Raw genomic sequence first — 14,384 nt, 5'->3', positions numbered from 1 at the left:
ACAGAGAAGAGTGTAAATTGAGAGCGTGATTCGTAAGTCGTTGCATTGAGTCGGTTGCCATAGTCGCAAAACTTTGCCGGTCTCGATGCTGACAGACAAGAAGATGCTCCGCCGGAGCACGTTGGCACTCGCAACCGCGCTGTCGCTCATTGTTCCGTTGTCGGCATTCTGGGCAAACCCGGCAAGAGCCGGATGTTCCGCCGCGCCGATCAGTGGTGGCCTCGACGTTACCTGCGACGCGGCCATCCCGCCCGATCCCGTCAATGTGCCGATCATCATTCCTGCGGGGAACAACCTGCTGGCCGTCGCGGGCGGCGACTACGTCTCCTTCGAGATCCTCGGCAACGGCACCAGCATCACCACCTTTTCGGGTGGCACGACAAGCGCTGGGATAACGACCTACGATGGCGTCGACCTCTTCACCATGACGGGCGGCGCCATCGCAGGCACGGTCAGTCAGGGCGCTGGCGTCGACACCTTCATGATGAGCGCTGGGTCAGTGGGTGCCGTCGATCAGGGCGGCGGGCTCGACATCTTCGTCCTGTCGGGCGGTACGATCGTGGGCGCGTTCACGGACGGCGATTTCGCGACGATAACCGGTGGCTCGATCGGTTCGGTCGACATGAACGTCGGCAATAACGTGTTCTTCGTGTCAGGCGGGACGATCGTTGGTGACGTCGTCACGCGGCAGAACAACGATACGTTCACTCTCGTTGGGGGCAGCATCGGTGGCGAGGTCGACCTCGGCAACGGCACCAACAGCTTCACGATGTCGGGCGGAACGATCGGCAACGGCGTCGTTACGGGGACGGGCACCGACACGTTCGCCTGGGGCGGCGGTGCGATCACCGGATCCATTGCCTTGGGTGCCGGAGCCGATCGGGCAACATTATCGAATCTCGGAGCTGCCAACCTCGCCGGCACGACGCTGATTGACGGCGGAGCGGACACCGATCTCATCACCTTCGCGCATTCAGTCATTTCCGGCATTGCTCGATTTCAGAACTGGGAGACAGTCGCGCTCGCCAGCGCCTCATACGTCGCGCTCGACAGCAACTTCGTGCTTGGGGGCGCCGACACTGGCACAGGATCGCTGTCGATCGACTCTTCGAGCACGCTGTACGCTGGCGGCGCCAGCAACGCGATTACACCGTTCACTAGCGGGCAACTCGTGCTCGTCACCAATGCCGGCACAATCGACCTCGCCAATGGCAGTCCCGGCGATACGCTTACAGTCGTCGGTAATTACGTTGGCCAGGGGGGGCAACTGCATCTCGACACGCGGCTTGGCTCGGACGCTTCGCCATCCGACAAGCTCGTCATAGATACCGGAACCGCGACCGGCGGAACCGGCATTGCGATCACCAATGTCGGCGGGCGCGGAGCCAAGACGGTTGCAAACGGCATACTCGTCATCGATACGGCGAATGGCGCCACCACCGCACCCGGAGCGTTCACGCTCGCGGGGCCCGTTGTCGCTGGCCCCTACGAGTATTCGCTCTACCGTGGCGCGGCCGATGGCTCAGCCCCTGACAACTGGTATCTGCGCTCCACGCTCGATGACAATTCGCCTGCCTATCGTTCTGAAACCTCGCTCTACACCGCGCTGCCGGCGATGATGCTGCTCTATGGGCGGTTGATGCTCGACGCTTTGCACGAGCGGATGGGTGATGAGGTCGCCGGGTTAGGAGGCAGCGCTGAGCGCGGCTGGGGCCGCATCATCGGCCAGCACGGGGATCATGACGGGCACGCACTCGGTATTTATGGCGATGGTCCCGCTTACGACTACGACTTGTGGGCACTTCAGGCGGGCAGTGACCTCTACCGCAGCAATGACGCGCGTGGGGCTCGCGACCGGGCTGGCGCCTTCCTTGTGATCGGCAATGCTACCGGAGATGTCGACCATTTCGACGGCAGCAACGCTGGCCGCGACACGTTCATGGCTTACAGCTTCGGCGGCTACTGGACCCACTACACCGCGGAGGGCGCCTACCTCGACGCGCTGCTCATCGGTACCTGGTACGATACCGATGCGAAATCGACGCGCCTGCCCAAGCTCACCACCAACGGAGCGGGTGTCGGCGCTTCGCTAGAGGCTGGCTATCCGCTGCTGCTTTCAGCCGGGTTCTCGGTGGAGCCGCAGGCGCAGGTTGCATTCCAGACGGTAGATGTCAGTGACGCGTCCGACATCGGCGCGGCAATACGGTTCGCCGATGCAAACTCGCTATTGGGTCGGATCGGTGCGCGCTTTGTGAAGACGTCGAGTATGGCGGAATTTGGCGGCCTGGCGTCGGGTGTGTTCACGAGCTGGGTGCGGCCGAGTTTCTGGTACGAGTTCCTCGGCGATCCGACGACGTCGTTCTCGTCGGAGCAAGGTTTCGTTCCGTTCACCGCAGACCTGTTCGGGCCAACGCTAGCGCTCGATGCTGGGTTCACCGCGCAGGTCTCCGCCGATACGGCGGTGTACGCATCGGCGAGCTACCAGATCGGGCTTGGTGCTGGCGCCGAGAGTGATGCCTATAACGGCAAGCTCGGCGTCAAGCTCGGGTGGTGACGCACCGCGATCCATTACGACGGTCTGGCCATTACGACGGTCTGGCAACTTCGCTCGGCGGCGTGGGAGCGATTTCGCCACCGCCCACGGTGTGTTTGGAAGGCGCATCCGCAGTCCGGGCCCAGCGGCGGGGCAGCCAAAACAGGGCGACGATCGCTGCGATGCAGACGACGACAAGGGCACCAATGCTGGCATAAGTGGCGCCCGATCCGAGCAAGCGGGTGAAAATCGCCACAACGACGCCGTACTTCAGGACAGCCAGCGCGGCAGCGACGGCGCTCCCCAATTTGCCGATGGCCTCGAGGTCCTTGTCTCTGCGACGGTAGAAGAAAAAGACCATCAGCAAGGTCCAGACGCCGAATGCCAAGCTGAGGATCGGCGTAATCAGACTGAAGGTGCCGCGTCCGGTGAGGCCATAGAGCGCTTCAACGGATTCGACGAATGCCTGCGACATGAGGGGGAAAAACAGCACCGCGGCCGTTCCGACAATGACGGAAAATTCAATGCGCTGGTTGCTCGCCTGGTAGTTCGCCTCGATTGCGCGATGACGCAGCACGAGAAGGATGCTGATGGTGAGCAAGACAAGCAGAAAGAACACCTTCATGGGCAAGGTTGCCGCGTGCGCTTGCGCTGTCAAAGAGCGGCGATCGACGTGAGAGTAGTTGTCGCTGACAGCGGTGCTGAGAAGGTGCTGAGCACGACAGCACTCGGTGTCGCCCTGAAGCTGTGGCGATGAGGTCAGGCGTGTCGAGGCGAAGCAGAAGCGTTTGCGCTCGGGGGCCGCGGCGGGCTCGAGGAAGACGTCGCGATCGCACGAGCGGATGAAGTCGGTGAGGCCCCAACGGGATTGGCTGACCTCGCGGAGACCTTGCAACGCTGTGAGCACGGGCAGGCGTTCGCAGACTTCGCTCCCGGGACAGGTCGGGCCGACGCCTTGGTCCGATGTGAGGACGGAGGGTGCGATTTCCCAGATCGAGCGCTTGGGGCTGGCCAGCAGGCTGGTGGCAATCGCGAACGAAAGTCCGCAGAGCAGCAGAAACCCGACGGTGAAGCGCAACCGGCCGAGGGGGATATGCCGCCAGTAGAGGTCGGCGAGGGCGGCGGACGGAATATAGAACGCGACAAGCGCCACGACGCCGAGGGTTGGGAAGAAGACGAACAGGTGACTGTCCATGGCCGCGAGGCTGAACCAGCCGCTGTCCCAGAACTCGTGGGCCAGCACGACTGTCGGTGCAGCGAAGGCGACGCCAAGCGTCAGGAAAACGACGATTACGAATACACGCGGCCAGACGCCGATATCGCGAGAACTCACCACTCTCCCCCAAGCACGTTCCACCGGTCCTAAGTGCCTATAGAGCATTTTTGACACGAGGTGGGTCGTTTGCGGCAAAAGTCGGGTTAAGTGAGTTTCGGCTGTTTTCGAGGAAGTCTTTGGAACGACTAAATATTTTTGTGCGTCGGGGCGATTTTGGGCGGTTCGGCTCGATGGTTGCGGCCAGAGGAGGCTGATCGTCTGCTCGGTGGCATTGGCTCGACAGCATGTCGAGGCCCGGGGGCGAGCAACGCTTGGTCAGCGCAGTGTCTGTTCCAGGGCTGGCGCTTCGGCTGTGGGGACGACGCGTCCGATAGCGAGGATCTTGGTCTTGCTAGAGTTCCAGGCTTGCGGGGGCTTGCGGTGCAGCCTCTCGCACATGATCGCGGACTTCTCCACTGCGTCGTCGGGGACGAAGTAGTAGTGGCCAGCCTTTCCGAGGAGGCGGCCAAGCGCGGTGAAATACTCCTGCGCCACCTCAAGAGCAGCCTGGTCGATGCAGTGGTCGGTCTCGTTGAACGCCGAGAGCGGAATGCGTGCGCGGGTGAAGAGGGCATGTGCCGAAGGTGCGTCCGCGCCGTCAGGGGCGGGAACGAAGCGCGTGCCGACTACCAGCGTCAGCATATCGTCGGGCACGACGCCGGGATCGGCGGCCGGCTGTGTGGAGGCAGGTTGGGCGAAAGCCACTGCGCCTAGCGCCAAGACCAAGCCCAGGCTCAGCGGTAGCCGGAAATAGCGTTGTCTCACCATGCTTTCGTGCTCTCCAACAGGCGCGAGTCCCGGCATGCGCAATTGGTACTTGATGATAACATTATCAGAAACTGCGCAAAAAGCAGGCCTACATGGCGCTTGCGGAAGGATCGAATTGCGCTAGCCTATTGCGTAGATAAGAAACGATCACGGAGGTCACGCTAGTGGCGGGTTCGACAGAGAGAACTCGCACGCGGCGGTGCCAGATGATCGCAAGCTTCACTTTGTGCTTCGAAACTCTCCGCAAAACTCTCGCCGCATGGCGCTGGGTGGTCTGCGCGATGCTCGCATCCTTTGCGGTGCAGCCTGCGATAGCAGGCGACGGCATGAGTGCGCTGGAGCGCGTTCTCCGGGATGGGAAACTCGTCATCCTCGCAGACGTGAAGCACGGGGTGGAAGATAGGATCAGCTTCTATTCGTCTCCGGACTTGTTTGACACCATGGCGCGCGCGGGTGTGCGTCACGTTGCGATCGAGATGCCGCGCGTGCTCGGGCGCCAGGCCATGAGCGTTGAGACCGAGTCCGACGTCGATCTATTCGTGCAGGACGTGATCCGGTCGGGACGTTGGCATTTTACCGATCCGGATGGAGACGGCGGGGACGATACGCTGGCGCAGTACCGCGTTCTGACGGCGCTTGCCCGCCAGGTGCTGCTGGCGAGAAGATATGGCCTCAGCCTCATCTTTTATGATTTCAATAATCCGCTGGGAGGGTTCACGACGCAGAATGATCCCGTGTATCGGTGCCTCGCGCAGCTCAGTCAGCCTGTATGGCGGCGCTACGGGCTCAACGGAGCCGTAACGAAGGAGCAGCGCGATGCGGCCATCATGCGTGAGCGGTTCAGCCATGATGACGAGTTGGCCGCTTACGTCGAGAGGGCGGTGGCGGCGACGGGCGGCGGAAAAGTTGTCGTGATCCCGGGGTACGCGCATGCCGTCCTGCCGGGTGGCCTGGTGGAACGCATGGAGAGCCGCCTGCAGGCGAAGGCAACAGTCGTCGCTGTTCTGAAGGACGAAGCGGAAGACAAGGCATTCCACTCGTTTTTGTGGCAGCAGGCGCGAATGCTCTCGATCGATCTGTCGCGACCGCCGCAGTATTACTATACGATTGCGACGAACGCCTTGCGCCGCGATGAGGCGCCGGGGCGCTACGTCGCCCTCGACGGAACCAACGAACGCAGCATCCCTTCGGTTTGCTATCAGCTCGCACTCGATCCGCGGTAAGCCATGCGAACTCAAGTCATGGGTGGATGAGCCCGAGTTCCACGGCGCGCGCAACGGCCTGCTCACGCGTGGTTGCGTTCAGCTTACGCCGTGCATTGATGAGATGCAGCGCCACTGTCGGCAAGGAAATACTCAGCTCACGCGAAATGCCCGCGTTGTCGAGGCCGCGTGCGAGACCCTCCAGGCATTGCGTTTCGCGGCGCGTCAGCGAGCGCTGCAAAATAACGGTCATTTCGAATACCAGTTTATCTATTTCGTACTGAGTGATCAAAAAAGTTTATCGAGCGAAAAAATTGAAAAGCTCTATCATTATCGATATAACTGATATTGTAATCAGGGTACAACCTATTTTTTTCGATAGGAATATTGGATTTCGTTGAATTTTGTTCGCCGTAGTATCTTCAACATTGGATGCGGATCATTTCGGCACCAATGGCACAGATCATCGCGTGTTCTTGTAAATGAGCTTTCGGGCCCTGCTCGGGCCGCAAAAAAGGGGGCGCGCAGCGGCGCGCTCCCCTTGCATTGCTACGCTCAGACGGGTGCGGGGTTGCGTTCGAGGAACGTGCCGCGCTGATGCCAATAGGGATAGGTGAGCGGCACTTCGCTTGCCTTGTCGAGTTTGGCGACCTGCTCCTTAGTGAGGTTCCAGCCGACGGCGCCGAGGTTCTGCTTCAGCTGCTCCTCGTTGCGGGCCCCGATCACCACCGTTGAAACCGTGGGGCGCTGCAGCAGCCAGTTGAGGGCGATCTGCGGTACGGTCTTGCCTGTTTCCTGGGCGACCTCGTCGAGCGCGTCGACCACGCGGAAGAGAAGTTCATCGGCGACTTGCGGTCCGAATTCAGCAGAATCGTGCAGCCGGCTGTCCTTAGGGATGCCCGTGCCGCGGCGGATCTTGCCGGTGAGACGGCCCCAGCCGAGCGGGCTCCAGACGACGGCACCGATGCCTTCCTCGACGCCGAGCGGCATCAACTCCCATTCGTATTCGCGGCCGATCAGGGAGTAATAGGTCTGGTTGGCAACGTAGCGCGGGTAGCCGTAGCGGTCGGCGGTAGCGAGCGCTTTCATGATGTGCCAGGCGGAGAAGTTCGAGACGCCGGTGTAAAGCACCTTGCCGGCGCGAACGAGCGTGTCGAGCGTCGATAGCACTTCCTCCGGCGGCGTCATGGCATCGTAGGCATGCAGCTGCAGCAGATCGATGTGGTCGGTCTGGAGGCGCTTCAGTTGTTCGTCGACGCTCTTCAAAAGATGGAAGCGGGATGAGCCGACATTATTGGGCTCGTCATTGAAGCGGAATGTCGCCTTGGTGGAGATGATGGCGCGGTCGCGCTTTCCTTTGAGCGCTGCGCCGAGGATGCTCTCGGACGCGCCGGCGGAATAAATGTCGGCGGTATCGAACATGGAAACGCCGGCGTCGAGGCAGATGTCGATCAAGCGTGTCGCTTCGGCGACGTCGGTGGAGCCCCAGGCCGCAAACAGTTTACCTTTGCCACCAAAGGTGCCGGTGCCGAAGCTGAGGACGGGCACAGTGAAGCCGGAGCGGCCAAGTCGCCGATGTTCCATCGCAGTGATCCTGTTTCGATTTTGAAGGGGTGGGCGTCAGGCAGATAAGGCTGCGGTTGGGGCTGTGCAAGGCGGCCGCCGCACAGACGGTACTTAGGTGGATGGAGCAGCTTCAACCATGAGGATGGGCAGAAAGCCGGTGATTCACCCAAAGAAGGGCTAGGTGGCGCCACTTTTGACTGGTCTTGACCTCCGCGCGCAGTTTCGGCCCTCCGGGTAAGGGTACGCAAGTCGCGTCGATTGGGCTAAGAGAGTGCGCGGGGCGGGAACATCCGGCTTCCATGCACATTAGGTTTTACAGTTTCGATTGGAGAACATGTCGTGAGAGCGACCGAGCAGCTGCACGATGCCGGCCAGAGCCTGTGGATAGACGACATCACGCGTGACATGCTCGATAGCGGACGCTTGGCGAAAATGATTGCCGAGCTGTCGGTTACGGGTCTCACCTCCAATCCGACGATCTTCGAAAAGGCGATCGGCAAGGGCTCCGATTATGACGCGGCTGTCGAGCCGCTGGTGCGCAAAGGCCTGAGCGACGAAGAGATGTTCTTCGCGTTGGCACTGGATGATCTTTCGCGCGCGGCTGACCTGTTTCTTCCGATCTACAAGCGGACAGCCGGCGTTGATGGCTTCGTGTCGCTCGAGGTCTCGCCGCTGCTCGCCTACGACAGCGCGGCGACGATCGCCGAGGCCAAGCGGCTGTACGGGCAGGCGGGAAAGCCGAACCTCTTCATCAAAATTCCGGGGACGAAGGAAGGCCTGCCGGCCATCGAGGAGGCCACATTCGCGGGCGTCCCTGTCAACGTCACGCTGCTGTTCTCTACGGACGACTATCTGGCGGCTGCGGAAGCCTACATGCGCGGGCTGGAGAAGCGCGTTGCGGCGGGGCTGGACCCCGATGTGCGCTCGGTGGCCTCGGTGTTCATCAGCCGCTGGGATCGCGCCATCGTCGAGGATGTGCCGGACGAGTTGAAGAACAAGCTCGGGATCGCCATCGGCCAGCAGGCTTATCGCGCCTACCGGCAACTCATCGCTTCGGATCGCTGGCAGCGACTGGAGAATTCGGGTGCGCGTCCCCAGCGGTTGCTGTTCGCCAGCACGTCGAGCAAGGACAAGCGCGCACACGATACGCTCTACATCGAAGAGTTGGCTGCCCCGAATACTGTCAACACGATGCCGGAAGAGACGCTGCGTGCGTTCGCCGACCACGGCAAGTTCACTGGTGTCCTCTCCGCCGATGGAGGCGACTGCGATGCAGTGCTAGCGGCGCACGCCAAGGCCGGCGTGGATGTCGCGGCACTCGCCAGCAAGCTGCAGGCGGATGGCGCCAAGGCGTTCGTTGCATCCTGGCAGGATCTGTTGAAGTCGATCGGCGCCAAGAGCAAGGCGTTGGCTTAGAGGGTGATCATGGACAGCCGCGAAACGACGGCAGCGCCGCTGGGCGCGTGTGCTGCGTGGCGGGTGCTCGCGGCGCATCACGCCGAGATCAAGGATGTGCGCCTGCGCGAGCTGTTTGCGCAGGACAAAAATCGGGCAGAGCGGTTCACCGTCGAGGGCGGCGGGCTGGTGCTCGACTATTCAAAGAACCGCATCACCGCGGAGACAGTCGATCTGCTGGTGCGGCTCGCCGAAGAGCGGGGCCTTGGTGACAAGCGCGCGGCGATGCTGCGCGGTGACAAGATCAACATCACGGAAGGTCGCGCTGTGCTGCATACGGCGCTGCGCGCGCCGCGCGGCGCTGTGATCGAGGTCGACGGCCGTAATGTTGTGCCGGACGTTCATGCGGTGCTCGATCGCATGGCGGACTTTGCCGAGCGCGTACGCAGCGGCGCTTGGAAGGGATTCACCGGCAAGCCGATCCGCAACATCGTCAATCTCGGAATCGGCGGCTCGTATCTCGGCCCGGAGATGGCGTATCTGGCGCTGCGCCCGTTCAGTCAGCGGGACTTGCGCTTCCGTTTCGTTTCGAATGTTGATGGCGCCGCGTTTGCAGAAGCAACCCGCGATCTCGATGCGGAAGAGACGCTGTTCATCGTGTCGTCGAAAACGTTCACGACACAAGAGACGATGAGCAATGCCGAGGTCGCGCGGACCTGGCTGATCGGCAAGCTGGGAAGCTCGGCTGCAGTGGCGCACCACTTCGTTGCCGTCTCGACCAACACCGAGGCAGTGCGCGCGTTCGGCATCGATGCTGCCAACATGTTCGAGTTCTGGGACTGGGTCGGCGGGCGCTATTCGATGGATTCTGCCATCGGCTTGTCGACCATGCTGGCGGTGGGGCCGGAGCACTTCAACGACATGCTGGCGGGTTTCCGCAGCATGGACGAACACTTCCGCGATGCGCCGCTGGATAAGAATCTGCCGGTGCTGCTTGGGCTGCTCACGATCTGGTATGCCGACTTCTTCGGCGCCGCCTCGCAGGCCGTGCTCCCGTACGCGCAGAACATGGCGCGCTTTCCGGCTTACTTGCAGCAGTTGCTGATGGAGAGCCTGGGCAAGAGCGTCGATCTTGAAGGCCGCCGCGTCGACTGTGCCACGGGTCCGGTGATCTGGGGTGAGCCCGGGACGGACGGGCAGCATTCATTCTATCAGCTCCTGCATCAGGGCACGCTATTGGTGCCCGTGGACTTCATCGGCTTCCTCGCGCAGCTGAGCCCCCTCGCGGAGACGCACGACCTGTTGATGGGCAACATGTTCGCGCAGGCGGAAGGCTTGGCGTTCGGGCGCACCGCCGAGGAAGTGGCGGCGAGCGACGTTGCGGAACGCGACGTTCCGTTTCGCGTGATGGGCGGCAACCGGCCGAGCAACATGATCCTCGCCGATCGGCTGGATCCCAAGACGCTAGGCGCGCTCGTCGCTCTCTACGAGCACAGCGTGTTCGTGCAGGGCGCGATCTGGGATATTGGCCCCTTCGACCAATGGGGCGTGGAACTCGGCAAGGTGCTGGCGAAGAAAATTATTAGCGAGCTGCGCAATCCGGCTCGTCCGCAATTGGCGCACGACAGCTCCACCGATGCGCTCATCCGGCGCTACAGGGCCTTCCACAAGAAGCCGTGATGCTGCGCCAACCCTACCGAGTTCGATTCAATTTGACCGAAGTGGCGCAGCGGATCGCAAGCAAGAAGGGCTAGAGGTCTCCCAAACGGCATTTGATCCGTCCCAGGGAGAGCCTCCATGAAGAGCAAGTCGAAATTCTTCCGCGGCGTAGCAGCCGCGATGGTCTTTGCCTTCGCCAGCGCCGAAACTGCCAGCGCGTGCACCGGTATCATGCTTCGCAACGCCGACGGCAGCATCGTGCATGGCCGAACCGTCGAGTTTGGTATTCCGCTGGAGATCACTTACGCGGTAGTGCCGCGCAACTACAACTTTACCGGGCTCACGCCGCTGGGCGATGGGAAGAAGTGGACGAGCAAGTACGGCGTCCTCGGTGCCATCGTTTTCGGCAACCTCGGCGTGATGGACGGGATGAACGAGAAGGGGCTCGCTATCGGGGCCTTCTATTTCCCGACCGAGGCCGAGTACACGCCGACTACGGCGGAGAACCAGTCGAAGTCGATGTCGTCGATCGACTTCTCCACGTGGATCCTGACGCAATTTGCAAACGTCGATGAGGTGAAGGCGGCGGTTGATGGCGGCGAAGCCATCGTGGCGCCGACGCTGCTGCCTGGCTGGCCGCAGACAGTGCAGCCGTTCCATTGGGTCGTGTACGATAAGAGCGGCAAGAGCATCGTGATCGAACCGGTGAAGGGTAAGCTCGTCGTTACCGACAATCCGCTGGGTGTACTGACCAACTCGCCGACGTTCGATTGGCACATGACCAACCTGCGCAACTACATCTCGCTCGATCCGCTCGGTGTCCCGCAGGTTGACGTTGACGGTAAGGCATTGCAGGCGTTCGGCATGGGGAATGGCTTGATGGGGTTGCCTGGCGACTTCACGCCTCCCTCGCGCTTCGTTCGCGCCGCGGTGTTCAGCGCAACGAACTTCAAGGCGCCGAATGCGAAGTCGGGCATCTTCGACGGCTTCCACGTGCTCAACAACTTCGACATTCCGTACGGCTCGGTGCGCGAAAAGGTCGACGGCAAGACGCATGGCGATCAGACGATCTTCACCACCATGCGCGATCCGCAGAACCTGCGCATCTACTATAAGACCTACGACGATCAGACCATTCGCATGGTCGATTTGAAGCGCTTCGACCTCGATGCGAAGGATGTCATGAAGCTCCCCGACCCGACGACAGCGCAGAGCGTGGTCGATATGACGGGGCAGTTCATTGCCAAGAAGACTGCGAACGCCGAGTAGCAGGGTGTGCTGGCGGCCCTTCCACCAAGGGTCGCCTGCCCGCAGCTCAGTCACCGTCGAGTGAGTTGAAACCGAGCGTCTGGCCGGTAAGCTGGCCGAGCGCGGCGCGGCCGATATCCTCGGCATTCTTCAATGACAACAGCAGCGGCGTCAGGCGCTCTCGCGCAGCGGGATCGTTGAGCGGGTCGGGTGACATCGCCACCGCTGCCTCTCCGGCCCGCAGCGCAAATCCGAGATCGGTGACGACGCTGCCGAGCAGCGCCACGGCATCGACTTCCTTTTCCGTGCTGGAAAGGTCGGGCGCGGAAAATCCATCCTCGCCGATGATGTCTCGCTCGCCTTCGATGCCGGCGAGGACGAACGGCAGGGCGAGATTGCTGTTGGGAAGCAGCGCGGTAGCGGTCTTCTTGGCATTGCTGTCGAGGGCGGCGAGCCGCTGAAGCCGCAGGACTTCGAGCTGGGTGATGTAAGCGCGATAGAGCGCCTGCGTGGTTTCCTTGTCCGCAAGGTAGGTCTTGTTTTCATCGCCTGGGTGGAGCCAGAGCCGGCCGTAGTCGCCCTGCCATTGAGCAAGCGTTGCACGCGCGATCTCGGCGATGTCGAGCGCAAGGGCGTTGACGTAGCGGCAGCGGAAAGCAGACTTTGAGCCCGGTGTCGCCAGCTCATCCGAGCCATGGCCGAAGAGCGCAACGTCGAGGGCGCCAAACCCCTGCACGGCGACACTCGCACCGGCGAGCTTGGCTGGATCGATATCGGCTTCGTCCTGCTTGGCGAGCAGACGGGCGGTCTGCTTGGCGGTGAAGCCGTGGGCATCGGGGAAGAAGAGAAGGCGGTCGAGGCGCTGCTTCTGTGTGATCGGTCCGAAGCGGATCGGCTCGATCCGTCCCCACACGATGATGGCGGTGCGCGCTGCGCCGCGTGCGGCGGCTAGAGCGTCTACCGACGGCGAGGCGCAGAGCGCTGACGTCTTCTCCGCCAGGGCGTGCGCGGCTTCATCGAAACGGGCGTAACCCGGCAGGATTATTTTCTCATAGCTCTGACGCGCGAGTGTGGCGTCGTCGAAAGCCGCGGCGGGAGTGGCTGCGGCCACAAAAGCTGAGAGGATAATGGCGAGGCTGGCGGCTTGGCGCACTCCGGCGTGCATGCTCACAGCGACTCCACGAATTTGATCAGCGCATCGCGTTCCGCCTTCGGCAATTTCGCGTAAGCGTCGCGTGCCGATTGCGCCTCTCCGCCGTGCCATAAGATTGCTTCCTCGATGTTGCGCGCGCGACCGTCGTGCAGGAACAGCGTGTGACCGTTGACCAGTTGCGTCAGCCCTATGCCCCAAAGCGGCGCAGTCCGCCACTCCTGCCCATCGGCTACTCCCTCCGGGCGATTGTCGGCCAGACCCTCGCCCATGTCATGCAGCAGCAGGTCGGTGTAGGGCCAAATCTTCTGGCCGCTGAGGTGGGGTTGGCCGTCGACGGTGCCCGTTGTGAACGATGGCTTATGGCAGCCCTGGCAGCCGAGACTGTAAAAGACGGCCTTTCCATTGCGGACGATGGGATCGTTCGGGGCGCGGCGCGGGGGCACGGCGAGGTTCTCTGCGTAGAAGACGAGATGCTCGAATATCTGCGGGCCTACCTCGAGGTTGTCTTCCCGCTGGGTGTTGCCGTTGGGCGCTTCCAGGCATGCCGACTGTGCCTTGGTGCAATCTCCGGAGGCGCGCTGATCGATCGGGTTCGAAAGGCCCATGTCGGTTGCCAAGGCGCTGGCTGACTGCTCGCGGACGGAGGACTTGCCGGCTTTCCAGCCGAAGCGCCCGAGCGTGACCTTGTCCTGCTTGTGCGACCAGACCTCGTTGGGGCGGCCGGAGATGCCGTCGCCATTGCTGTCTGCGGGGTCGGCGTTGGCGCGGATGGCGCTCTCCGGGACCGCTTCGAGGAGGCCAAGCCCTATCATCTGCGGCGCGACGCGGGGCGACAGCATAGTTCCGGGATGCAGCGGTCCGTACTTCAGGCCTTCGACACTGTACGTCGGCTTGCGCAGCTTGACGATTGTGCCGTCGCCGAGTTTGACCGGAAGGTCGGAGTATTCGACGCGCACGTGGCCTTCGTTGTCGAGGCCGCGCACGGCGAGGTTCTGCAACTGCTCGCCATAGGTCGGCTCGTCGATGGTGTTGATGCGATGCTCGGCGAGAAGGTGGCGCTGGGCGTCGTTTTGCGGGGGGATGGAAAGGCGCAGGAACATGGATTCCGCGCGATCATCGGGGAAATTGGCTGATGGCGGATGACCGCGGCCGTCCTTTAGGTGACAGCTCTGGCAGGAGCGCGAGTTATAGAGCGGTCCCAGCCCGTCGGAGCCCCTGGTTGAAGAGGGCGCTGAGACCCACAACTTCCGGAAGATGGCGTTGCCGACTTTGAACTTCGCTTCGCCTTCGAGGCCGACGCCGTTCGAGGCGTGTGAGAAGGCATCGGGCGTATCGATGCTTTGGCGCGTCGTGGCGCTGCCGCCGGGGTTTTCCTCGCCGGGCTCGTTAGGATGATCGGGGAATGTCGCGCCAGCAACGGCGGCGCCGATGATGAGGACGGCAGCGGCGCCGGGGATGAGAAACGGTAGGGTCGCTTTCCACGGAGACGTTTGGCGGCGCAAGGGCATGGCCGCTTATAATCGGGCGTGCAGCGATTGGAGAGGC

11 protein-coding genes are annotated in these 14,384 nt (G+C 62.2%); 5 read left to right on the top strand and 6 right to left on the bottom strand.

Annotation, left to right across the window (positions count from 1 at the left end; translation table 11 throughout):
- Positions 1-85 precede the first annotated feature (85 nt).
- Complete coding sequence (locus tag NDB2M4_RS11215; protein WP_072374711.1) at positions 86-2,554, top strand: autotransporter family protein; 2,469 nt, start codon at positions 86-88, stop codon at positions 2,552-2,554.
- Between the two features lie 31 nt (positions 2,555-2,585).
- On the opposite strand, the gene NDB2M4_RS11210 is transcribed toward NDB2M4_RS11215, so the two are convergent.
- Together NDB2M4_RS11210 and NDB2M4_RS11205 are read right to left on the bottom strand one after the other, a co-directional pair.
- Positions 2,586-3,866: a hypothetical protein gene (locus NDB2M4_RS11210; RefSeq protein ID WP_139247205.1), complete on the bottom strand. Its 1,281-nt coding sequence runs from the start codon at positions 3,864-3,866 to the stop codon at positions 2,586-2,588.
- 258 nt (positions 3,867-4,124) lie between these two features.
- Positions 4,125-4,616 (bottom strand): hypothetical protein, encoded by a 492-nt coding sequence (locus NDB2M4_RS11205; protein WP_139247204.1) that lies wholly within the window; start codon positions 4,614-4,616, stop codon positions 4,125-4,127.
- 206 nt (positions 4,617-4,822) lie between these two features.
- On the opposite strand from NDB2M4_RS11205, the gene NDB2M4_RS11200 reads away from it, so the two are divergent.
- Entirely contained in the window at positions 4,823-5,839 is a 1,017-nt protein-coding gene (locus NDB2M4_RS11200; protein WP_072374703.1) for a hypothetical protein, read from the top strand.
- 16 nt (positions 5,840-5,855) lie between these two features.
- Here the strand turns inward: NDB2M4_RS11200 and NDB2M4_RS11195 are convergent, their stop codons facing one another.
- Together NDB2M4_RS11195 and NDB2M4_RS11190 are read right to left on the bottom strand one after the other, a co-directional pair.
- Positions 5,856-6,071, bottom strand: a complete 216-nt coding sequence (locus NDB2M4_RS11195) for a response regulator transcription factor (protein WP_072374700.1) — start codon at positions 6,069-6,071, stop codon at positions 5,856-5,858.
- Between the two features lie 302 nt (positions 6,072-6,373).
- Positions 6,374-7,402, bottom strand: a complete 1,029-nt coding sequence (locus NDB2M4_RS11190) for an aldo/keto reductase (RefSeq protein ID WP_072374697.1) — start codon at positions 7,400-7,402, stop codon at positions 6,374-6,376.
- 321 nt (positions 7,403-7,723) lie between these two features.
- On the opposite strand from NDB2M4_RS11190, the gene tal reads away from it, so the two are divergent.
- The 3 genes from tal (at position 7,724) to NDB2M4_RS11175 (ending at position 11,707) form a co-directional block, all read left to right on the top strand.
- Positions 7,724-8,800, top strand: a complete 1,077-nt coding sequence (tal, locus tag NDB2M4_RS11185) for a transaldolase (protein WP_072374695.1) — start codon at positions 7,724-7,726, stop codon at positions 8,798-8,800.
- Between the two features lie 9 nt (positions 8,801-8,809).
- Positions 8,810-10,459 (top strand): glucose-6-phosphate isomerase, encoded by a 1,650-nt coding sequence (gene pgi / locus NDB2M4_RS11180; RefSeq protein ID WP_072374692.1) that lies wholly within the window; start codon positions 8,810-8,812, stop codon positions 10,457-10,459.
- Positions 10,460-10,576: 117 nt separating this feature from the next.
- Positions 10,577-11,707, top strand: coding sequence for a linear amide C-N hydrolase (locus NDB2M4_RS11175; protein ID WP_072374688.1), 1,131 nt, complete (start codon positions 10,577-10,579; stop codon positions 11,705-11,707).
- Positions 11,708-11,753: 46 nt separating this feature from the next.
- Here the strand turns inward: NDB2M4_RS11175 and NDB2M4_RS11170 are convergent, their stop codons facing one another.
- The gene (locus NDB2M4_RS11170) at positions 11,754-12,851 is read right to left on the bottom strand and encodes an imelysin family protein (protein WP_072374685.1); all 1,098 of its coding nucleotides are present in this window, start codon (positions 12,849-12,851) and stop codon (positions 11,754-11,756) included.
- A 2-nt stretch (positions 12,852-12,853) separates the two neighbouring features.
- The gene (locus NDB2M4_RS11165) at positions 12,854-14,341 is read right to left on the bottom strand and encodes a di-heme oxidoreductase family protein (protein ID WP_244536138.1); all 1,488 of its coding nucleotides are present in this window, start codon (positions 14,339-14,341) and stop codon (positions 12,854-12,856) included.
- Positions 14,342-14,384 lie beyond the last annotated feature (43 nt).

It is taken from the genome of Hyphomicrobium sp. NDB2Meth4 (genome assembly GCF_900117445.1).
Taxonomy (GTDB): Bacteria; Pseudomonadota; Alphaproteobacteria; order Rhizobiales; family Hyphomicrobiaceae; genus Hyphomicrobium_A.
Note: the sequence above shows the minus strand (reverse complement) of the source record. Positions and strands in the feature narration are given on the sequence as shown.

Coding starts and splice junctions, on each gene's coding strand:
- NDB2M4_RS11215 (WP_072374711.1), top strand. CDS start 86: ATGCTGACAGACAAGAAGATGCTCCGCCGGAGCACGTTGGCACTCGCA.
- NDB2M4_RS11205 (WP_139247204.1), bottom strand. CDS start 4,616: ATGGTGAGACAACGCTATTTCCGGCTACCGCTGAGCCTGGGCTTGGTC.
- NDB2M4_RS11200 (WP_072374703.1), top strand. CDS start 4,823: ATGATCGCAAGCTTCACTTTGTGCTTCGAAACTCTCCGCAAAACTCTC.
- NDB2M4_RS11195 (WP_072374700.1), bottom strand. CDS start 6,071: ATGACCGTTATTTTGCAGCGCTCGCTGACGCGCCGCGAAACGCAATGC.
- NDB2M4_RS11190 (WP_072374697.1), bottom strand. CDS start 7,402: ATGGAACATCGGCGACTTGGCCGCTCCGGCTTCACTGTGCCCGTCCTC.
- pgi (WP_072374692.1), top strand. CDS start 8,810: ATGGACAGCCGCGAAACGACGGCAGCGCCGCTGGGCGCGTGTGCTGCG.
- NDB2M4_RS11175 (WP_072374688.1), top strand. CDS start 10,577: ATGAAGAGCAAGTCGAAATTCTTCCGCGGCGTAGCAGCCGCGATGGTC.
- NDB2M4_RS11170 (WP_072374685.1), bottom strand. CDS start 12,851: ATGCACGCCGGAGTGCGCCAAGCCGCCAGCCTCGCCATTATCCTCTCA.